The following is a 20,874-nucleotide window of genomic DNA, read 5'->3' as shown; positions in this document are numbered from 1 at the left end:
AGGGTGCGGGTGGCGTGTTCGGAGTCGATGACGAGGGCGAGGAGGTCTTCGATGCCGGTTCCGCGGGTGTCGAGGGCGGCGAGGTCGGCGATCGCCCCGGCCAGGGCGGCTCGCGCCGCGGTGACCGGTGAGACCGGTGCATCCACCGGTGCGTGCAGCGATGGTGCTGCTGTGTGTGCGGGTCCGTTCCCGCCGCCCCCCGACGACATGACCTCAGTGTAGGTGGACCCACCGACAGAAATCGATCATACGTTCGAACTGCCGACACGCACGCAAGGCTGGAGCCGAGGTCAGCGCGCTGCCTCGTAGGGAAGCACGCGCTGGGGGTGCTTGCTGAGCAACTGCTTCAGCGAGTAGTGGCCGGACACGGGGTTGTAGGCACGTGAGGGGATCCAGAACACCAGGTGCAGGAGCCGCATCGAGCGCACCGCCGCCTTGGACTTCTCGGCCTCCTCGTGCATGCCGCGCGCCTCGTAGGTGGCGGGCATGTACTCGACGAACTTCTTGTAACTCGACACGCTGGACAGCATTCGACGGCCCGACGCGCTGATGTCCATGCCCGGCACCAGGACGGACTTCTGGCCCGCCTCGGAGATGCAGAGCGTGATGTCGAGGTCGTCGAAGATGCCGGGAATGTCGAGCAGGTGGGGACGAATCAGCGCCCAGGTGCTGCGCCGCACGGCCATGTTCGCGCCGAACAGCGTGGGGACCTCCAGGGGGCCGTCGCCGGAGTTGCGAAAGCCGACGTCCAGGAAGAACTTGTGGACGCGTTGCAGCGGCATGTCGTACTGATCGAAGCGGCCGGTGCCGGCGCCGATGTCGTCGGCGGCGGTCGCGAAGAACTCGCGCACGGTACGTGCCCACCCCGGCTTGGCTCGGGCGTCGGCGTCGAGGCGGCCGATGATGTCACCCGTGGCGACGTCGAAGCCGGCATTGCGGGCCATGACGACGCCGGGCCGCGACTCCTCGACCACACGCAGGACGGGCAGCTCCGACTCCAGGCGCGCGAGGATCTCTCCGGTGCGGTCGGTGCTGTTGTTGTTCACGACGATGATCTCGTGGAATTCGTCCAGCTGGTCTCGCACCGAGTCGATCAGATACTCGATGGTGTCTTCCTCGTTGAATGCGGGAATGACGAGGGAAAGCGTGGGCAAATCCATGGGCGGGATGTTACGTCATCGCGCAGCGGACGGCTGCTCGCGATTTCGGTGAAACCGGCGCGGAGTTGGTTCGAGACGCCGAAAACATTCTTTCACTCGTCGTTCGAGCGGAAAAGGTGGAGCACCTCGAACCGGGATGTCCGCGGATTCCACAGGCGAAACGGAAGCCACATGGCGAGATAGAACGGAATCGTTGCGGTGAGCAGTGTCACTATCGCTCGACGACGTTCCGCCGTTCGGCCGTGCATCGCAAACGTGCGCTGATCGCACCAGCTGTAGCGGAGGTAGGAGACCGGGCCGGACTTGAACCGTCGGCCGGAGATGAGGGCGCGGGCGTCCGGAATGACGGCACAACGAATGCCTGCGTCCGTGGCGCAGATCGTCAGATCGACGTCCTCGAAGATGTCCGTGCGCGTCGAGGTGTGGGGCCGAATCCGATGCCACGCCTCGCGGGTCAACGCCATGTTGGAGCCGAACAACCGAGGAGCGTCGACGTCGTCACCCGCGGCGAGTTTCTCGTGCACGGTCCGGCACAGGGCGTCCTGAGCGGACCGGAACTTGCCCTGAAAGGGCAGGTCGTAGGCGGTGCATGTGCCGGACCCGGCCGCGTAGGTCTCGCCGTGGCGCGCGAAGAACTCCCGCGTCGCACTCGCCCATCCCGGCTCGACCCGCGCGTCCGCGTCGATCCGGGCGAGGATGTCACCGGTCGCGGCGTTCAAGCCGGTGTCACGGGCGTAGGGCAGTCCTTGGCGGGACTCGTGCAAGACGACGACGGGGTCTCGTCCGGTCGCGTCGGCGTGGGCGGCGGCGCGACTCTTCACTTTCGCGACGGTGTCGTCGTGCGAGTTGTTGTCGACGACGACGATTTCGTGAATGTCGTCGGACTGCGCCAGGAGCGCGTCGAGGCATGCCTCGATCACGGCCGACTCGTTGTAAGTCGGCACCACCACCGAGAGGGTCGGGTGCGTCATGGGAACCATTTAGTCGCAGCCGGCCGTGCGTGTCCAATCGACTCGGTCCGGTGTAGTACGAATGGATGTATTCGGTCGGAGAATTACGGTTCGTACCGGGTGGTTTGGTAACATGCACGCGTGAGCGAGAACCACACTTCTACCCAAGATCGGCATCTGCCCTCCGTCTCCATCGTGGTTCCGGTATTCAACGGATTGCCGCTACTCGACGTTCAGATCGAGAGATTGACGTCATAGACGTACGCGGGTCCGCTCGAGATCGTCCTCAGTGACAACGGGTCGACCGACGGTGTGAACGAGCACGTCCGGCGGCGGTGGAGCGACAGTCCCGTACCGGTCCGCGTCGTCGACAGTTCCGCGACGCGCGGCACCGGTGCCGCGCGCAATGCCGGAGTCGAGGCGGCGACGGGGGACATCATCGCGTTCACCGATCAGGACGACGCGGCGCGCCCGGAGTGGATCGACGAGCTCGTCGCCGCGTTCCGCGACTCCGACGCCGACGTGGTGTCCGGCACCGGCGCGGTGGACCGCATCAATTCTCCCGAGGTGGCCGGCTGGCGGCCGATGCCGGGTGCCGACGACGGGTGGCACGTCGAGGGCTACTTCGACACGGCGATCGGTACCAGTCTGGCCGTGACTCGGAAGGCGCACCAGGCCATCGGGGGTTTCGACGTCGACTACCTCGGCGGCGGGGAGGACAACGACTACGTGTGGCGCCTGCAGCACGCAGGGTTCCAGCTGGTGCATACGCCCGAGGCGGTCGTCGACTACCGACTCCGTGACACCTACAAGGGCCTGTGGAAGCAGATGGTCGCCTACGGTCGCGCGGACGTCCGCAACCACGTCAAACACAAGCCACTGGGATTCCGCGGATACAACTTCCCGCTGATGTTCCCGTACATCGTGGTGTCCCTGTCGCTCCGAAACCCGCTCCTCCCGCAGCGGATCACCAAGCTGTCCCGTGGGCGTTGGGTCTACTGCGTGGCCTATGAGTACGGGAAGATCCGGGGCAGCATCGAGAACCGGGTGTGGTGCATCTGAGATATCCCGCGGCAATCACGCGGAGTAGCGGACACGCGTTCTGTCGGACATGCGTTCGATCTCCGACGCAACGAGGCGGGGTTCGGCCAACTGAATGTAGTGGTTCCGCGATCGGGACGAGACGTGACGCCCGTCGATGGCGGCTTCCGCTGTGGCTTTGTGCGACTGGTAAATGAAGTCGTTCTCGAATTCCTCGGGCGTGGAGCTTCGCTTCGACGTGATCTCGGTGAGCGGGATATCCGGAACGTGCGGCCCGGTGGCTTCCAGATCGTGCATGCCGGCGATCATGTTCTGCCATTCCGAACGTGCCGCCTTGGCGGCGGGGACGCGGCCCGATTCGATGACGACCTCGCGCAGAGCCGCTCCCTCCACAGCGCGAAAATAGGTGCGACGTAGAGCCTGGCCGAGCAGTCCGACTCGGGCCAACCACACTTGCCCGCCGTAAAGAGCCCCCGCGCCGGCCATGGCTCTGCGAAGGAGATCTGCACCCGCGCGTTCGCTCACCTCGTCGACCAGCACGATTCCGACCACTTTGTCCGGTCGTTCGGCTGCAGCAAGCCTGGCGATCGGTCCACCGTAGCTGTGCCCGACCAGAATGCACGGGCCGGAGACCACTGTGTCGAGCACGCTGAGGTGATCGCGGAGCAGCGCCCCGAATGTCCGAGGAGCGACGGCGGCGTCACTTCGTCCCAGGCCGGCGCGGTCGTAGACGACGGTGCGTGCGAAGCGCGCCACCAGTGGCTGGGCGAGTGCCCAGGTGGACCGCGACTTGCCCAAACCGGCCTCGAAAAGCACGGTCACGGGGCCCTGACCGTCGATGCAGAAGTGCAAGCGTCGTGGATGTCGTTGGTCCTTAACGGTCAGATGGTCGGACATACCCAACGCGCTGCGTTCGCTCACACTGACATCCCCGTCGCACTGTTTCGAGTGCCGGTCACCGGTACGACGTCCTCGAGCGGAACGGCACATCCGGCGGCCGACTTCGGACCCCTCGTGAGCGATCCTATCGATTGTCGTCGTCGACCGACTATCCCGTCGTCAGTCTTTAGGGGATTCGCGGACCGAGCCGTTGCGTGAACGGTCCCCGCGCGCGGTCACGAGCAGGCGACCGCAGTGTCGATTGCATCGGAGGGGTCCAACCCGTTCCGAACGAGAGCGACGGCGGCTGGTTCGGCCGTCAGCCCCATATGACCGACCGATGCGCCGGGGCAGGTGTCCTGGACCCACTTGTTGGACACCGTGGCGCCGGGGCCCGGTGTCAGGAAGGTGTTCTCGGGCGGCGTCGACACGGTGTCGTCATGGCTGGCCACGACCGTGTAGGTGATGCCCGGCATCGTGTCGCCGCCTGCGTTCAAGACCTCGAGGAATGGCGAGCCGACCATCTGCTGGACCGCCGAGGGACCGACGGCCACGGCGGCCGCATCCTGGACCGGGAACCCGACCAGTTCGGCGATCTTGCCGAGCAGCTGCTTCTCGTCGTAGGTCGTGCCGTGGTTCGTAGCACCCAGAGTGACGAGCTTGTCCACCTTGTTGCGCGTCGGGTCCAGCAAGTCGGCGCCCCCCTCGAACTTGAGGTACTGGCGCGCCAGCGTGCCGCCCTGCGAATGGCCGACGATGTCGACCTTGGCGGCGCCAGTGCGTTCACGGACTGCGTCGACGAACGTCGCCAGCTGCTTCGCGGAGTCGCGGATGTCCGCGCCACCCCACATTCGCAGCAGGTTGTCGGGCTCTAGCAGCGCCGGCTGCCCGTAATTTAGTGCGAAGACGCAGTAGCCCTGCTCCTGCAGCTTCGGGGCGAGGGTCGACCAGGTGGCCTGAGCGTTGGACCAGGTCCCGTGTACGAGGACCACAGGGTTCGGGTGTTCCGGACCGGGTACGCAGGACGGGTCGTCGGCGCCGGGCAGGTCTGTCGCGGCGCCGGGCAGCGGTGCCGACGGCACGGGTGCAGCAGGGTCGGGGTTGGCGTGCGCCACTCCACTGCCGAGGGCGATCGCGGAAGCGACCGTTGCTGCCGCCAGTGACGAGCGGACGCGACACGCCATGGTGATGGACTCCGTTTCGGGGATGTGACGAGGTATAAGCCGACGCCATGTTACAGAAGTGACTTCTGTGGCACCGGTCACACAAAGGGCTCTCGTCCCCGAATCGATCGCGCATGGGAAGCGCGAGGGCCCGGGAGTGTCTCGGTGTCTCGGTGCGTGGACGCGACCCTCACGAGCTGCCCCGATTCGTCGACACCGTCAGTGAAGCTGCGGACGGTCCCGTGACTCGTCGAGGGCGTTCAGCACCAGGTCGACTGCGGCGCGGTCGGTGGTCAATTCCATGTGCCCGGCCGTGGAGTCCGGTGCCACGTCCTGCAACCAGAGGTTGGTGACGACGGCGCCCTCCCCGGGTTCGAGGAACGTGGCCTTGGGCGGCGTCGACACCGTGTCGAACTTGGTGGCCACCACGGTGTATCGCACCCCGGGCACGGTGTCGCCGTGCTCGTTCAGCGCCGCGATGAACGGTGACCCGAACAGCTGCTGGGCGTAGGACGGGCCGACCGTCGCATCGGTCGTTCCCACCACGGGGAATCCGAGCTTCTCGACGACGGCACCGACGATCTGCTTGTTCCCGTACGTGGTGCCGTGATTGGTGGCGCCCAGGGTGACGAGGGAGCGAACCCGGTTCCGCGTCGGGTCGTTGGCGTTCGAACCGCCGTTGAACTTGAGGTACTGGTGCGCGACGGTGCCGCCCTGGGAGTGCCCGACGAGGTCGACGGTCTCCGAGCCGGTGACGGCGACGACGCGTTCGACGAATCCGGCCAACTCGCGTGCCGACTCCGCGATGTCCGCGCCGCCGACCATGTTGAAGACGTTGGTGGTGTCGTATCCCCGACGATGGCCGTAGTCCAGGGCGAACACCGGGTAGCCGCGTTCCACGAGGGCCGGCGCCATGGTGTGCCAGGTGTCGTACGCGCTGCACCAGGTGCCGTGCACCAGGACCACCGGTCGTCGGCGGACGGACCGCCGCCGGAAGTCGTTGACACCCGCCATGTCGTCGACCCTCTTGGGCTGCGCGCGGGCGTGCCGAATGGTGCCGATCATGGCGCCGACCGCCGCGGCCACGACGGCGATCGGGGACTTCCCCGTTCCGTTCCCGGGCGTGGGTGTGGACGTCATCGGCGGTGTCGGCTCCTGGTTCGCGGCGTGAGGCGGGGGTGGTCGTCAACCCCCCGGACGACTCCACAGACTACCGCCGTCGTCTGTGAACGTCGTGAGACCTCACGATGGATCCGGGGTCGGGTGGGTGACGCGCACTACTGTGAGGTGACGGGTCCACAGGACGGGAGGGGACGGCACCGGTGACACCACGCGACCTGACGGGCCTGGTGACTCGGGCGGCTCGCCTGGTCCCCGACGCCCCGGTGTTCCCCGACCGTCCCGACGGACTTCGCTTCTCCGCTCTGGCCGCGACGGCCGCGGGCCTGCGCGCGGCGGTGCCCACCTTCGCTGCGGCGCCCGACGGCGCGATCGTGGCGGCCGCGACCGCCTCGGCTCCGGCCGACGCCGCCCGGTACGGGGCCGAGCTGCCCGGCGTCGTGCGGGCGTCGGCCGTCGTCGAGACCACCGTGCGCCGGGTGCTGCGCCGAGTGGTCGACGTCGACCCGGCTCGACCGGCGATTCGCGACGGGTCGACCGTCGTGACCTACGGCGAGATGTGGGAGCGCGCGACGGTCCTCGCAGACCGCCGGAAGTCGGTCGTCGTCGCCCCGACCGTCGAGAGTGTGGACGCGGCGATCGAGGCCGTGGCCGCTGTGCTCGCCGGGGCGTGTCTCGTTCATGGATCGGCAGCGGGCGAGGGGTTCGCGCCGGGCGTAGTCCTCCCGCCGAGCGTGCTCGCCGTGGCGGACGGAGAAGCGGTCCGCCTCTACGACGATGCGGCGGTCCTGGCCGGATGCCGGTCGGTGTGGGACACCGTCGCCGGACCGGTGCTGTGGTGGCACGCGGCCGACGAGCGGTGGGCTCCGGTCGAGTTCTGGGGACCGCTGCTGTCGGGCGTCGGCATCGTGGTGGTGGATCGATCGGTCTCGGTGGCCGAGCAGATCCGGCGCGACGGCGTCGCAGCGGTGGCCGCCACGGCCCACCAGCTGCCGGACCTCGACGGGTGCGACGTCACGGTGGTGACGGATGCGCAGGGGCCGGTCGCGACCGACCGAGTGCGGTCGGTGGACCTGGTGCCCGGGGTGTTCGGCGCGCTGGCCGCCGACTCCGCCGCGGTGCTCGACCGCCGGCTGCGCCGCGTCCCGGCGGGCGTGGTCGGTGACCTGTACGCCGTCGGCGACGCCGTGGCGTGCGGTGCGACGACGGCCGCGACGACGGCGTCCGGCCTGGTCGCTGCCGCGGACGGCGGTCGGTCCCTGCACACGGGCGTGCGGGCGACGGTCGACAGGTCCGGCGCCGTGACCGTCACCGGCAGCGAGATCGCGATGCGTCGCGCTGTCCGCGTGGACGTCGCGGACACCGTCGCTCGGCTGCGCGCGGTGGACGGCGTCCTCGACGCGCACGTCGTCGTGCGGAACGATTCCGCGACCGGGACGGTGCTCCTGGCCTATCTACGGTCGTCCGGCGCACGCTCCGACGACGACGTCCGGGCCGCCGTTCGCGACGACCTGCCCGATTACGCCCGCCCCGACGCGACCGTCCTGCTCACCGCGCTGCCGCTCGGCCCCGGCGGGCGGGTCGACGCCGGCCGGCTGCCGGCGGTGGAGGTCGGCCCCGTGCGCGATGCCGACACCGCGCTGGACGTGCGGTCGTCGACCGTGGAGTTGGTGCAGACGGTGTTCGCCGAGCTGCTCGGCACCACGGTGGTGGGGTACGACAGCAGCTTCTTCGATCTGGGCGGAAGCTCGCTCGTGGCGACCAAGGCGGTCGCCCGGCTGAACGCGGCGGGGCTCGCACGTCTGCGCGTCGCGGACATCTTCGACGCTCCCACACCGCGGACGCTGGCGCACCGCCTGGACTCCGGTCGGAACCCCGACCCCGACGTGCCCCGGTTGTCCGACGTCGCGGACACGCCGCGGCCGGAACGGCTCTCGCTCGCGCCGGCTCAGGTGCGGCTGTGGATTCTCTCGCGGCTCGAGCCGAACTCCTCCGCCTACACCGTGCCGTTGGTGTTGCGCTTGACGGGGGACCTCGACGTCGATGCGCTCGCCGCGGCACTGGCGGATCTCGCTGTCCGGCACGAGAGTCTGCGGTCGAGATTTCCCGAGGACGACGACGGGCCCTACATCGAGTTCCTCGAGGTTCCGCGAACGCAACTCGAGCCGCGTGCGGTGTCCGCCGAGTCGGTCGCGGACGAGGTCGCCCGCGTGGTGGCCGAGCCGTTCGACGTCATCGTCGGACCGCTGTATCGGGCGACGTTGCTGCGTCTCTCGGCCTCGGACCACGTGCTCGTGGTGTGTGTCCATCACCTCGTCGTCGACGGAGAGTCGTTGCCGCCGTTGGTCACCGATCTGGTCACCGCCTACGCCGCGCGGTCGCGCGGCGAGGCTCCGGCGTGGACCGACCGGCCCGTCGCCTACGTGGACTACGCACGCTGGCAGCGGGCCTTGCTGGGCACCCCCGATGCGCCGACGCCGTACGCCACCGGGCAACTGCAGCACTGGGATCGGGCGCTCGACGGTCTGCCGACCGACCTGGCGCTGCCCGTCGATCGGCTGCCGAGCGAGCGAGCCGGGACGCCGACCGCCGCTGAGGTCCGCGGCGCGGTTCCGGCTGCGCTGCACCGCGAGATCGACGCCTGTGCGCGGAGATACGGTGTCAGCGAGCACATGGTGCTGCTCGCGGCACACGCCGTCGGCATCGGCCGCTGGTCCGGCTCGTCCGACCTGGCCGTCGGCGTCGCCACGGCGGGCCGGACGGATCCGGCGCTCGCCACGGTCGTCGGCATGTTCGTCGGCACCGTCGCCGTGCGGGTGCGGATGCACCCCGAGGACACCTTCGCCGACGTCGTGCGGCGGGTCCGCGACACGACGCTTGCGGCGTACGACGCCGCGGACGTGCCCTTCGACTGGGTCGTCGCCCGAGCCGGGCGGGCCGACGCACCGGTCCACCGCGTCGGATTCGCCTATCGCGCCGCCACATCCGAGATCGACGTCGCGCTCCCGGGTCTGCGGGTGTCCGTCCTCGACGGCGCGGTCGGCACCCCGAAGGACGACGTGCTGCTCACCGCCGAGGCCAGCGTCGACGACGCCGGTCGACCGGCCGGTATCGCCCTGTCGATGGTGTACTCGGCCGCCCTCTTCGACGCGCCCACCGTCGCGTCGGCCCTGTCCGTCGTGACCCGGGTCCTCGAGGTCGGGGTGACCGCGCCGGACACCCCGATCGGCGACCTCGACGTGCTCGGGTCCGACGGTCGGCGGCGCCTGATCGCCTCCCTGCACGGGCCCGTCGGGGTCGGTACGAGTGTCCTCCCCGACCTGCTGTTCGATGCGGCTGCGCGGCACGCGGATCGGCCGGCCGTCACCGACGGCTTCATCACCCTCACCTATCGCGAACTCGCGGTACGGGCGTCGGCTCTGGCGCGGTCGCTGATCGCGCGCGGGGCCGGGCCCGAGACCGTGGTGGCCCTGTCGTTCCCGCGGTCGGTGGAGATGGTGGTGGCGGTGTGGGCCGTCGCGGCCAGCGGTGCGGCCTACCTGCCGCTCGATGCGTCGTACCCGCCGGCCCGGCTCGCCTTCATGGTCGCCGATTCCGGTGTACGCCTGGGGCTCTGCGCCGAGTCCCGGCGAGCCGAGCTGCCGGCGGACGTGGCCTGGACAGCCTTCGACGTCACCCGGTCGGAGTCCGAGCGGTATTCCGACTCGGAGGCGATCGGCCCGGTGACCGACGCGGAGCGCCGGGGGACGATTCGCCCCGACTCCGCCGCCTACGTCATCTACACGTCCGGATCGACCGGTACGCCCAAGGGTGTCGTCGTCACCCACGCCGGGTTGACCGGGCTCGCCGCGGAGACCCGCGGCCGATTCGCCACCGAGGTGGGGTCGCGGCCGGCGCAGACGGCATCGCCGAGCTTCGACCCGTACGTCATGGACATGCTGGTGTTCGCCCTCGGCGGTGCCACCCTCGTCGTCGTTCCACCGGACGTCGTCGGTGGCGACGAGATGGCGGATCTGCTGGCGGCGCAGCGTGTCACACACCTGTCGACCACCCCGGGAGTGCTCGCCACCCTGGATCCCGACCGCCTGCCGTCGCTCGAGATGGCGTCGGTGGGCGGGGAGCCGCTGTCGCCCGGCGTGCGGGATGCCTGGGCGGACCGTATCCGACTGGTGAACGCGTACGGGCCCACGGAAGCGACGGTCGCGAGCCACTTCTCGGAACCGGCGCGACCCGGCGCGGCCGTGACGGTGGGTCGCGCTGTCACGGGTATGGGCGCCCTGGTCCTCGATGCGCGGTTGCAGCCCGTGCCGCTGGGGTCGGTCGGGGAGCTCTACCTCCTCGGACACGGCCTCGCGCGGGGCTACCACGGTCGGAGCGACCTCACCGCGTCGCGGTTCGTTCCGAATCCGTACTCCGACACCGGGTCCCGAATGTATCGAACCGGCGATCTGGCCCGTGCGGTCGTGGCCACCGACGCCGCGGCCCCGGTGCTGCGGTACGTCCGCCGAGTGGACACCCAGGTGAAGATCCGCGGCATCCGGGTGGAGCCGAGCGAGGTCGACGCGGTGCTGACGCAGCGTCACGGGGTCGAGGCCGCCGTGACGGTTCCCCGACCCGCACCGTCGGGTGACACCGTGCTGGTGACCTACGCGGTCGACCGCAGGCAACGGAGCGCCGACGCATTGCGAGCGCTGCTCACGGCGGACCTGCCGCCGGCCTCGGTGCCGTCCGCCGTGACGCTGCTGCCACGACTTCCATTGACGCCCAACGGCAAGGTCGACACGGCGGCTCTTCCCGACCCCGAGGTCGGCCCCGGTCTCCAGAACCTCGGCCGACCTCCCAGCACCGACGCCGAGCGCGCGGTGCTCGCCGCGTTCGCTGCCGTCACCGGGGGCACCGAGACGGGCGTCGACGACGACTTCTTCCGCACCGGTGGTGACTCGCTGGGCGCCACGCGGGTGGCGTCGCGGCTGGGGCGTGAGTTCGGTCGGCGCGTCCCGGTCCGGGCGGTCTTCGATCGGCCGACCGCCGCCGCGCTGGCGGCGTACCTCACCGCGCCGGAAGCCGACATCGATTCGGAGAGTCGGGATCTTGCCCTCGGCTCGCTGCCGCGGCCCGCGCGACCGCCTCTGTCGTACGCGCAGGCCCGGATGTGGTTCGCCAATCGCTTCGACGTGACCGGACCGGGGTCGGACGGAGCAGCCACCGCGTACAACGTTCCGCTGGTCACGCGGATGACCGGGCCGGTGGACGTCGCGGCTCTCGAGGACGCGGTCCGCGACGTCGTCGCCCGTCACGAAATCCTCCGGACACGGTATCCCGATTCCGACGAGGGCCCCTACCAGGAGGTGCTGGCGCCGGATGCCGTTCCGGTGCACCTCGATCCGATCGAGGTGACGGGCGACCCGCACGACGAGGTGGTCGAGATCGTCGGCACGCGCTTCGACGTCACCCTCGCACCGCCGATCGCGGTACGACTGTGGCGCCTGGGCGAGAAGGACTTCCTGTTCGCGCTCGTCGTGCATCACGTGGCGCTCGACGGGGAGTCGATGCGGCCGCTGGTGCGAGACCTGTTGACCGCGTACGCCGCCCGGGCGGCGGGAACGACCCCCGATGTCGCGCCGCTACCGGTGCAGTACGCCGACGTCGCCGTGTGGCAGCGGGCTCGGCTGGGTGACGACGCCGACCCCACCAGCGAGGCCGCCGCGCACGTTCGATTCTGGCGGCACCATCTCGCCGGTGCGCCGGATGCCCCGATCCTGCCCGCCGATCGCCCACGCCCACCGGTCGCGTCGCTCCGTGCGGGGACGGTGCCGGTGGTGTTCTCCGCCGACACCCGGCGCGGCGTCGAGCGCCTCGCCGCCGCGACCGGCGCCACCCCGTTCATGGTCGTCCACGCGGCTCTGGCGGTGTTTCTCGCTCGGTGGTCGCGGGAGACGGACATCGTGATCGGCACTCCGGTCGCCGGCCGCGGCGACATGCTGCTCGACGACGTGGTGGGGATGTTCGTCGGAACGGTGGTGCTGCGCAGTCGCATCGATCTCGGTCGAGCGTTCGACGAGGTGGTGCGGTCCGTCCGCAGCAGCGACCTCGACGCTTTCGGCCACGCGGAGCTGCCGTTCGAGCGCGTCGTGGACGCGGTGGACCCGGTGCGATCCACCGCGCATCACCCGCTGTTCCAGATCATGCTCTCGTACCAGAACCTGGAGCGGCCGTCGGCGACGGTCGAGGGCGTCGAGTTCACGCCGCTCGACGTCGATCCCGGCACGTCGCAGTACGACCTCCATCTCGTCGTCGCGGAATCCAGCGGTGGGGAGGACGATCCGGCCGGGATGACGGCAGCGTTGACCTACGCCACCGACGTGTTCGACGAGGCCACCGCGCACGCCTGGGCGCGGTCCCTTCCCGTGCTGCTCGCGGCGCTGGTCGCGGACCCGGCGCGACCCGTCGGGGACGCACCGTTGATGGCGCCGGCCGAGGAGGCCGCTCTGTTGGCGGTCGGCGCGGAATCCACGGCACCGCCGCTCACGCTCACCGACCTGCTCGCGGCGTCGTACCGCACGTACGCCGACCGGGTGGCCGTGGTCGACGGGGACCGCGAGCTCACCTACGGCGAGCTCGGTGCCCTCGTCCGGGCCCGTCGGGACGAGCTGGTCGCCGACGGCGTGGGCCCTGAATCCGTGGTCGCGGTCGAAGCCGAGCGCACCGTCGACTTCCTCGTGGAGGTGCAGGCGATCGTCTCCACCGGGGCGGCGTATCTGCCCGTCGACCCGTCGTGGCCCGAGGATCGTCGGCGCCGCGTGCGCGCGGCCGAACGGCGTTGGGGCACCGGCATGTCCGCGACACCGGGTCATCCGGCGTACGTTCTCTTCACCTCGGGCTCCACGGGTGCACCCAAGGGCGTTCTCGTCCCGCAGGGCGCCGTCGCGGCCCAGTTGCTCTGGCTGCATTCGGTCGTCCCGTCGACGCCGGACTCCGCGGTGCTCTGGCGCACCCGCGTCACCTTCGACCTCTCCGTGTGGGAACTGTGGTGGCCGATGATCGGGGGAGCGAGGCTGGTGGTCGGCCCGCCCGACTGCGATCGTGACCCGGCGATCCTGGCCGACGCGGTGCGGCGGCACGGCGTCACGACGCTGACCTTCGTGCCCTCGCTGCTCGCGTCGTTCCTCGCGCACGACCGATCGGGGGTCGGCGACGCGCTGGCCTCGGTGCGCGACATCCTCTGCATCGGTGAGGCGTTGCCGGCCGGTCTCGTCGACGCCGTGCGGGCCGCCACCGGACCCGACGGCCCGACGATGCACAATCTCTACGGCCCCACCGAGGCCACCGTGTCGGTGACCCACCACCGGGTGTCGGCGTGACCGCGTCCGCAGAGGACGCCGGGGACGTGCGAGCTCAGCAGGCGGCGAGACTGCGCCGGAGCTTCTCTATCCCGGAGTAGTCCTGCAGCAACGGTTCCCGCGTCGCGTCCGCCGCGACCTCGCGCAGCATACGGTCGCGGTCCGGCACGTCCTCGAGGTCGAGGATGCGCTCCCACGTCGTCATGTCGTTCGCGGAGAACGCGTCCATCGCGCGGTCGAGGGCGTCCTGGAAGAACGCGCGATCCCGTTCCGAGAGAGCGGCATACACCACCACGGCCATCTCGCCGGCGATCGACGCGTGACAGTGCTCGTCGCGCTCGTGCAGTGCGACCGTGGCGCGGTTGACGGGCTGGATCTCCGGTCCGTCCTCGATCAACGCGAGGTAGGACGTGATCGAGATCTCGGCGACCGTGGTGTAGGCGAGACCGATCAGGGCGGCGTCGCGCTCGGAGTCCGTGGCGGCGAGCTCGGCCCGCAGCCGGCGAACGGTGGTGGGAGCCGGGAGATCTCGGTCCGCGAGCGCGAGACCCCGCTCCTGCCGTGTGAGCGCGCTGGCCTGCAGGTGCATCAGGGTGTGGTACTGCTCGTCGACCATCGCCTGGGTCACCGCGACGGCCAGGGAATCGCCCATCCCGGTGTCGAACACGTCGCGGGCGAGCAGGGCGAAGCCGGGGTTGACGACGTGTTGCTCGACGTCCATCACGTTCTTGTTGAACGCGATCCACGCCGCGGCCCGGATGCGGTGCCGCTGCTCGTCGCTCAGCGCGCGATAGATCGGATGACGACCGAACGGGATCAGGGCATCCGGGTAGTCGTGCTTCTCCGGATCGAACAGGCCGGCCCAGTCGGGGTCCGCCTTCTTCACCGCGGCGCGTCGACTCCAGTTGCCGCGCAGGCGCTCGACGACGGCGTTCTCGACGGGAGTCTGCGGGGACAGGGACGGTGCGGACGCGGTGTCGAGTTCGGTGCCGGTGATCGTCTCGGTGGTCACGAGGGGTCCTCCTGATTCGTCTCGCGCGGTGGCGCGGTCCGGAGTAGGTCGAAGAGGTGGGCGCACCGCGTCGAGGCGGACGTCAGCTCCGGACCGAGGGCGGCGCGGGCCTCGTCGAGCAGTGCGGTGAACGCGGCGATGTCGCGGCAGGAGGCGTCGACCGTGGCGACGGCGCGGCCGAGTGCGGACCTGGCCTCACCGGCGTACGGATTGCCCTGCTGCACATCGGCGTACACCTCCGGGGTGCCGTTGGCGACGCGGGCGAGCAGGGCCGTCGCCGTCGCGAACGGCGGCGGTCCGAGCGCGGCCGCGACCTCCGGGTCCACGCCCAACTCGCCCAGGGCGGTGCCGAACGCCAGGATCGCGGCGTGGGTGAGCGCCTGGGTCGACGCCACCACCCGGTCGTGGTCGGTGGCGGACACCCGGACCACGGGGCCACGCGCGGCCACGACGTCCAGGACTGCGTCGACGCGCGCCCCGTCGCGGTAGACGACTGCGGCCGTCGGCCGGCCGTCCATCCCGAGCGAGGGGGCGTACATCGGGTTCAGTCCGACGGCCGCGGCGAGCGTCGAGCGCGCGACGGCCTCGGCCATTCCCGACTTGACCGACAGCGTGTCCACGACGACGGCCTGCGCCGCGACGGTCGCCAGCACCGGGACCGCGGCGAGCGCCACCGACTCGGGCACGGCGAGGATCACGACGTCCGCCGCGCCGAGCGTCGCCGACGTGCGCGCGTCCGGTCGTCGTACGTCGCTCCCCGATTCCGTCGCGGGGTCGATCACGGACACGGTGCGGCCGACGGCGGCGAACGCGTCGGCGTAGAGAGTTCCCACCGCCCCGGCTCCGCCGACGACGGCCACGTGCTCGGTCATCTACGTGTGCTGCTGACGGACCGCGGGCCGCCGCCGTCGCGGCAGCGCCGGACGGTGCGCGGCCGGTGGCGGCGCGGTGTGGACGGGGGCGAAGGCGAGAGCGCGGCCCATCGTGGCTGCCTTGACCAGCGTCTCTTCGAACTCCTCCTCGGGGTCGGAGAGTGCGGTGATGGCGCCGCCGATGCCGAAGCGAGCGCCGTCCGGTGTCACCACCAGGGTGCGAATGACGATCGACAGGTCGGCCGTCCCGTTCAGCGACAGGTAGCCGACGCTGCCCGAGTACACCCCGCGCGGACCGGCTTCGAGACGGTCGATGATCTCCATCGTCCTCACCTTCGGCGCCCCGGTCATCGAGCCGCCGGGGAACATCGCCCGCACGCACTCCACCGCCGACGCGTCGGTGAGCGTGCCGCGCACCGTCGACACCATCTGATGGACCGTCGCGTAGCTCTCGATGCCGTAGAGCACCGGCACGTGCACAGAGCCGGTCGCGCACACCCGCGAGAGATCGTTGCGCACGAGGTCGACGATCATGAGGTTCTCCGCGCGGTCCTTCTCGGACGCGAGCAACTCGTCGCGCAGCGCGGCGTCGGCGCCCGCCGTCGCCCCGCGCGGCCTGGTGCCCTTGATCGGCTTCGATTCGACGACGCCGGCGGTGTCGATGCGCAGGAACCGCTCGGGCGAGGTGCTCACGACGGACAGACCGTCGAATTCCAGCAGAGCGCCGTACGGTACGGGGGAGATCGTGCGCAGGTGATCGAAGGTCGAGAGGGGGTCCACCGTGATCGCCGAGTGCGCGACGTTGGTCAGACACACCTCGTAGGACTCTCCCGCGGCGATCTCGCTGCGGCAGTCCGCGATCAGGTTCACGTACGCCGCGTGATCGTGGCGCAGGTCGAGCCCGGCGTCGGTCGGGTGGGACGTGATCGGGGCGGGGTCGGCGATCCGACCCGCGCAGGGGAGACGACGCAGCGTCGACTCCGTCTCGTCCAGCCAGTGACGGGCAGCCTCGTCGGCCGTCTCGGTGCCGTCGCCGAGAGCCAGGGCGAAAGCCCGACGGCCGTCGTGGTCGAGTACCACCGCCCGGTCGGCGAAGACGAGAGCTGCGTCCGGGTCGGGCGAGGAGTGCACGGCTTGGCCGCCGGTGTCGGCCTTCAGCTCGTAGCCGAGGTACCCCACGTACCCGAGTCGAAAGTCGAACGGCAGATCGTCGTCCGGATCGACGGCGCGTTCCCGGAGCGAGGCGTCGAGGTAGTCGAAGAAGGGCGTGCGGACGGACGTCGTCTTCCCGTCGCCGGCGACGACGGTGACCGTCGTCGTGTCGACGTCGTACGTCACGAACTCGGCCAGCGGGCCCCGGCAGTCACCGACGATCGTGAACCGGGCGTCGGGTTCGACGCTGCCGTCGAGCCAGAACCGGCCCCGGTCGCCCCCGGTGACGGCGTCGTACACGGCCCGCGGGTCGGGATCGACGCCGACCTCTCGGACGTGGACGACGTAGCGGGGTGCCGCGGCAGGCGACACCGGAGTCGAACCGGCGGCAGCCGAGTGTTCGGCCGGGCGCGGGGTGGGCAACGCGGCGCGCGCCAGACCCAGGAAGTTGGCGATCAGGCGGTGCCCACCCGCGGACTCGATCGACTCCGGGTGAAACTGGACGCCCCAGCGCGGCAGCGTCGCGTGTTCGAGCGCCATCGGGACGCCGTCCTCGGTCCACGCGGTGACCGACAGCTCGTCGGGCAGACCGGCGACGATCAGCGAGTGGTACCGCACCACCGACAGCGGCTGGTCGAGGCCCTCGAACAGTCCCGTCCCGGTGTGCCGGATCCGCGACAGCCGTCCGTGCATCGGTTCCGTCGCCCGCACCACCCGGCCGCCGTGCGCGGCGGCGATGCCCTGGTGGCCGAGACATACCCCGAGGACGGGCACCGTCGTCTCCTCGAGAATCCGCGCGCACACGCCGAAGTCGGCCGGTCGCTCCGGGTTGCCGGGGCCGGGGGAGATCACGACGGCGTCGTACGAGGCGAGATCGAGGGAGGCGAAGTCGACGTCGTTGCGGACGACCGTCGGGCGCTCGCCGGTCACCGCGGCCAGCAACTCGGCCAGGTTGTAGGTGAAGGAGTCGACGTTGTCGACGAGCAGGACGCGGGTCAAGAGCGTGCCGAGTCGTCGGGCCGCTCGGCGACCAGGAGGTCTTCGACGCGGCAGGTCTCGGCGATGATCAGTTGATACAGGGCCTCGAGGTAGTCGGGGTCGAGCCCGTTGCGCTCGGCGTACTCGCGCGCGCCTCGGGTGACCTGGTCGACGCGGGCGGGCTGCATCACGGGAATGTCGTGGTCCCGCTTGAGGCGGCCGACTTCCTCGCACACCCGCAGGCGGTCCCGCAGCGCGTCCCGCAGTCCCGCGTCGATGCGGTCCAGTTCTCCGCGCAGCGCCGCCAAGCGGTCACTGGGATCCATCACGTCGTCGTGCACCGATCCGAGCATCCTGTCGCGATTCGTCACGGTTCATCACCACCTTCACCCGTCACTACGACGAAGATCGTTCGTTTCGATCGATTCGTTTCGTCGGGTCATGACGATGGGTGTGATGGGCCACGAAGACGGGAGACCGATCGGCCCGGCTCGGTCGGTCCCGGCCGGTCGCGGTCAGTCGCGACCCATGGCGGCCTTGCGGTACCCGCGCACCGCGGGAACGGCGAAGAGCACCGTGAGGGCGATGGCCCAGATCGCCGTCTGCGTCAACGGTCCTTGGACGGGACCGCCGGCGGACAGGCCGCGCATCGACTCGATGGCGGTGCTCATCGGCTGGTTGGCGACGAAGCCCTGCAGCCAGGGCGGGTAGGCGCGGGTGGGCACGAAGCCGGAGTTGAAGAACATCAGCAGCGTGCACACGAGCGAGAGCAGTTCCACCAGCGGCAACTTCGGTGCCATCACCGCCAGGGCGGTCACGAACGTCGCGAAGCCGGTGCCGAGCAGCAGCGGCAGTCCGAAGAAGGCGATCGCGGGAAGCAGGCCCTGGTCGAATCGGAAGCCGATGGCGAACCCGACGAGCACGATGAACATGGTGGTGAGCACCATGCGCACGGCCTCGGCGAGCAGGCGCCCGGTCAGCCCCGACGCTCGGTGGGTCGGCATGACGTAGAAGCGGGTCAGCAGACCGGTCTGCGCTTCGCGTTTGAGGGACACACCGCTGGCGAGCGCGCCGAAGACCGAGCCGACCAGCGCGATCATCGGGACCTGGCCGTAGACGGCGTTCTCGCCGGTGGCGCCGGTGATGGACCGACCCAGCACCACCGAGAACATCAGCAGCGTCACCGACGGATAGATGACCGTCTGAATCATCGTCAGCGGATCGCGGAACCACTTGGTGAGCAGCCGCTTGGCCTGGAGCAGGCTGTGCGAGACGTAGGCGCGCGGCCCCCGCTCCGTGACCGCGTGGTCGGGCGTCGGGAACTCCGCGCGCGGTCGTCCAACGACCGACGACCCGGTCGTGCGGACGTCGAGGGCGGGGATCTTCTCGGTGACGGCCTCGAGGTCCCTGGTCTCGGGGTTCATGCTCACTGTCTCCTCACGTTCGCCCAGATCGAGAGCGGCGCGAAGATCACCACGAAGGCCAGGCACCACAGCAGCGCCGGGATCAGAGCGGCGGAGTTCACGGTGCCCTCGGCGAGGTCACGCATCGCGTGCGCGAACTGCGAGATCGGTTGGTTGCGCGCGAACGGGCGGATCCACTCCGGGAACCCCTCCTCCGGGACGAACCCGGTGGAGAGCATGCCGAGGATGAGCTGCGGCAGGGTGAGCGCCTGGCTGGTGGCCTCCGGGCTGCGCGAGAGCACGCCGATGGCGTCGCCGCCCATGGCGAAGGCGGTGCCCACCAGCATCGCGATGGTCACGAACAGCACGGCCGGCCCGATCCCGCCGGTGAAGCGGAATCCGATCAGGTACCCGTAGAACAGGGCCGCGATCAGGGAGAGCGCGGAGCGGAAGGTCGCGCCGCCGATGCGCGCGAGGAGAGGGACCGCCGGTCCGATCGGCATGGTCTTGAAGCGGGGATTGATGCCGTTCAGTTCCTCGGCCGCTCCGCGCGACGCTGCGGAGATGGCGGTGAACGCCATCGCCTGCAGCACGATGATCGGCATGACGAACTGGGCGTAGTCGATGCCCTGGATCCGCATGACGAAGCGCAGCGGCAGATAGAAGCCGATCGCGAAGATCGCCGGGGCGAGCAGCGCGACCGTGAGTTCGTGGGTCCGCAGCTGGCTCGCGATGACGCGACCGGTCAGCGCTCGCCACTGCTGGAACGACGACAGCTCGGGAGCGCGATGCCGCCCGCCCGCCCGTGTCGTCGAGACGGCCGCCGTCACCGGGCGGGCTCGTCTCGCCGCTCGGTGTGGCCGGTGAGGGAGAGGAAGACGTCGTCGAGGGACGGGCGACGGAGGGCGATGTCGGCCAGGTCGATCTGGGCCATGTCGAGTCGACGCACGACCTCGGTGAGGGTTCGCGGGCCGTGGGCGGCGGGAATCGAGACGCGATCGGGCTCGGAATCGTCGACGCCGGACGACGACCCGGCGACGTCGGCGAGAATGTCCCGGACCCGTCCGAGGTCGGCCGGCTGGCGCGGAACCACCTCCAGGTAGCTGTCGCCGGTGCGGGCCTTCAGCTGGTCCGCGGTGCCCTCGGCGATCACCGTGCCCTTGTCGATGACGACGATGTTGTCGCTGAGGAGGTCCGCTTCCTCCAGGTACTGGGTGGTGAGCAGGATCGTGATGCCCTCGGTCTTGAGGTTCTCCACCAGCGACCAGACGGCCTGACGGCTGCGCGGGTCGAGTCCGGTGGTGGGCTCGTCGAGGAACACCACGTCGGGCCGGGTCACCAGTCCGCAGGCGATGTCGATGCGGCGACGCATGCCGCCGGAGTACCCCGACACCTTGCGATCGGCCGCGGCCACGAGGTCGAACTGTTCGAGCAGTTCGGTGCCGCGCGCCCGTGCGGCCTTCTTGGACAGGCCCATCAAGCGGCCGAACAATTCGAGGTTCTCGGCGCCGGTGAGGCCCTGGTCCAGGGCGGCGTACTGACCCGTGAGCATGATGCGCTTGCGCACTTCCTGGGCGTTCTTCACGACGTCGAAGCCCGCGACGGTGGCATGACCGCCGTCGGGTCGCAGCAGCGTGGACAGCACGTTCACGGTGGTGGTCTTCCCCGCGCCGTTGGGGCCGAGGACACCAAGCACGGATCCGACGGGGACGGAGAAACTCACGCCGCGGAGAGCGTGGACGTCGCCGAAGGACTTGGTGATTCCGTCGACGTGAACGGCCACTCCGGTAGGCATGGCCCCGAGT

14 protein-coding genes are annotated in these 20,874 nt (G+C 70.1%); 2 read left to right on the top strand and 12 right to left on the bottom strand.

All coding sequences use genetic code 11. The features are described 5' to 3' along the window. Window positions 1–290: 290 nt before the first annotated feature. Together BMZ18_RS18210 and BMZ18_RS18205 are read right to left on the bottom strand one after the other, a co-directional pair. Window positions 291–1,160, bottom strand: coding sequence for a glycosyltransferase family 2 protein (locus BMZ18_RS18210; protein WP_083400215.1), 870 nt, complete (start codon window positions 1,158–1,160; stop codon window positions 291–293). A gap of 92 nt (window positions 1,161–1,252) precedes the next feature. Continuing rightward, entirely contained in the window at window positions 1,253–2,131 is an 879-nt protein-coding gene (locus tag BMZ18_RS18205; protein WP_074922366.1) for a glycosyltransferase family 2 protein, read from the bottom strand. 258 nt (window positions 2,132–2,389) lie between these two features. Between BMZ18_RS18205 and BMZ18_RS18200 the strand changes: the two genes are divergently transcribed. Beyond that, the gene (locus BMZ18_RS18200; RefSeq protein WP_083400213.1) at window positions 2,390–3,172 is read left to right on the top strand and encodes a glycosyltransferase family 2 protein; all 783 of its coding nucleotides are present in this window, start codon (window positions 2,390–2,392) and stop codon (window positions 3,170–3,172) included. A 15-nt stretch (window positions 3,173–3,187) separates the two neighbouring features. Here the strand turns inward: BMZ18_RS18200 and BMZ18_RS18195 are convergent, their stop codons facing one another. The 3 genes from BMZ18_RS18195 to BMZ18_RS18185 all read right to left on the bottom strand — a co-directional run bounded on the left by BMZ18_RS18195 (window position 3,188) and on the right by BMZ18_RS18185 (window position 6,258). Next, entirely contained in the window at window positions 3,188–4,072 is an 885-nt protein-coding gene (locus BMZ18_RS18195; RefSeq protein ID WP_244516598.1) for an alpha/beta fold hydrolase, read from the bottom strand. A 194-nt stretch (window positions 4,073–4,266) separates the two neighbouring features. Continuing rightward, window positions 4,267–5,214 carry an esterase/lipase family protein gene (locus tag BMZ18_RS18190; RefSeq protein WP_068365779.1) on the bottom strand — a complete coding sequence of 316 codons (948 nt, stop codon included), beginning with the start codon at window positions 5,212–5,214 and terminating at the stop codon, window positions 4,267–4,269. 198 nt (window positions 5,215–5,412) lie between these two features. Next, window positions 5,413–6,258 carry an esterase/lipase family protein gene (locus BMZ18_RS18185; protein ID WP_169817760.1) on the bottom strand — a complete coding sequence of 282 codons (846 nt, stop codon included), beginning with the start codon at window positions 6,256–6,258 and terminating at the stop codon, window positions 5,413–5,415. A 257-nt stretch (window positions 6,259–6,515) separates the two neighbouring features. Between BMZ18_RS18185 and BMZ18_RS18180 the strand changes: the two genes are divergently transcribed. Then, window positions 6,516–13,673: a non-ribosomal peptide synthetase gene (locus BMZ18_RS18180; protein WP_068365781.1), complete on the top strand. Its 7,158-nt coding sequence runs from the start codon at window positions 6,516–6,518 to the stop codon at window positions 13,671–13,673. A gap of 34 nt (window positions 13,674–13,707) precedes the next feature. Here BMZ18_RS18180 and BMZ18_RS18175 read toward each other — a convergent pair whose 3' ends face one another. The 7 genes from BMZ18_RS18175 to BMZ18_RS18145 all read right to left on the bottom strand — a co-directional run bounded on the left by BMZ18_RS18175 (window position 13,708) and on the right by BMZ18_RS18145 (window position 20,864). Continuing rightward, window positions 13,708–14,664 carry an AurF N-oxygenase family protein gene (locus BMZ18_RS18175; protein ID WP_371828517.1) on the bottom strand — a complete coding sequence of 319 codons (957 nt, stop codon included), beginning with the start codon at window positions 14,662–14,664 and terminating at the stop codon, window positions 13,708–13,710. Continuing rightward, a complete protein-coding gene (locus tag BMZ18_RS18170) occupies window positions 14,661–15,536 on the bottom strand; it encodes a prephenate dehydrogenase dimerization domain-containing protein (protein ID WP_068365782.1) in 876 nt (291 codons plus the stop codon). The genes BMZ18_RS18175 and BMZ18_RS18170 overlap by 4 nt, the downstream gene beginning before the upstream one ends. Beyond that, on the bottom strand, window positions 15,537–17,687 hold the full coding sequence (pabB, locus tag BMZ18_RS18165) for an aminodeoxychorismate synthase component I (protein ID WP_068365783.1): 2,151 nt from the start codon (window positions 17,685–17,687) through the stop codon (window positions 15,537–15,539). Beyond that, complete coding sequence (locus BMZ18_RS18160; RefSeq protein WP_244516597.1) at window positions 17,684–18,037, bottom strand: chorismate mutase; 354 nt, start codon at window positions 18,035–18,037, stop codon at window positions 17,684–17,686. The genes pabB and BMZ18_RS18160 overlap by 4 nt, the downstream gene beginning before the upstream one ends. 144 nt (window positions 18,038–18,181) lie before the next feature. Further along, complete coding sequence (locus tag BMZ18_RS18155) at window positions 18,182–19,090, bottom strand: ABC transporter permease (RefSeq protein ID WP_082895217.1); 909 nt, start codon at window positions 19,088–19,090, stop codon at window positions 18,182–18,184. A gap of 2 nt (window positions 19,091–19,092) precedes the next feature. After that, complete coding sequence (locus tag BMZ18_RS18150) at window positions 19,093–19,899, bottom strand: ABC transporter permease (RefSeq protein WP_068099608.1); 807 nt, start codon at window positions 19,897–19,899, stop codon at window positions 19,093–19,095. Next, the gene (locus tag BMZ18_RS18145) at window positions 19,896–20,864 is read right to left on the bottom strand and encodes a daunorubicin/doxorubicin resistance ABC transporter ATP-binding protein DrrA (RefSeq protein ID WP_068365785.1); all 969 of its coding nucleotides are present in this window, start codon (window positions 20,862–20,864) and stop codon (window positions 19,896–19,898) included. Before BMZ18_RS18145 ends, BMZ18_RS18150 begins: the two co-directional genes overlap by 4 nt. Window positions 20,865–20,874: the final 10 nt, after the last annotated feature.

The sequence above is a fragment of the Rhodococcoides kroppenstedtii genome (genome assembly GCF_900111805.1).
GTDB classification, from domain to species: Bacteria; Actinomycetota; Actinomycetes; order Mycobacteriales; family Mycobacteriaceae; genus Rhodococcoides; species Rhodococcoides kroppenstedtii.
Note: the sequence above shows the minus strand (reverse complement) of the source record. Positions and strands in the feature narration are given on the sequence as shown.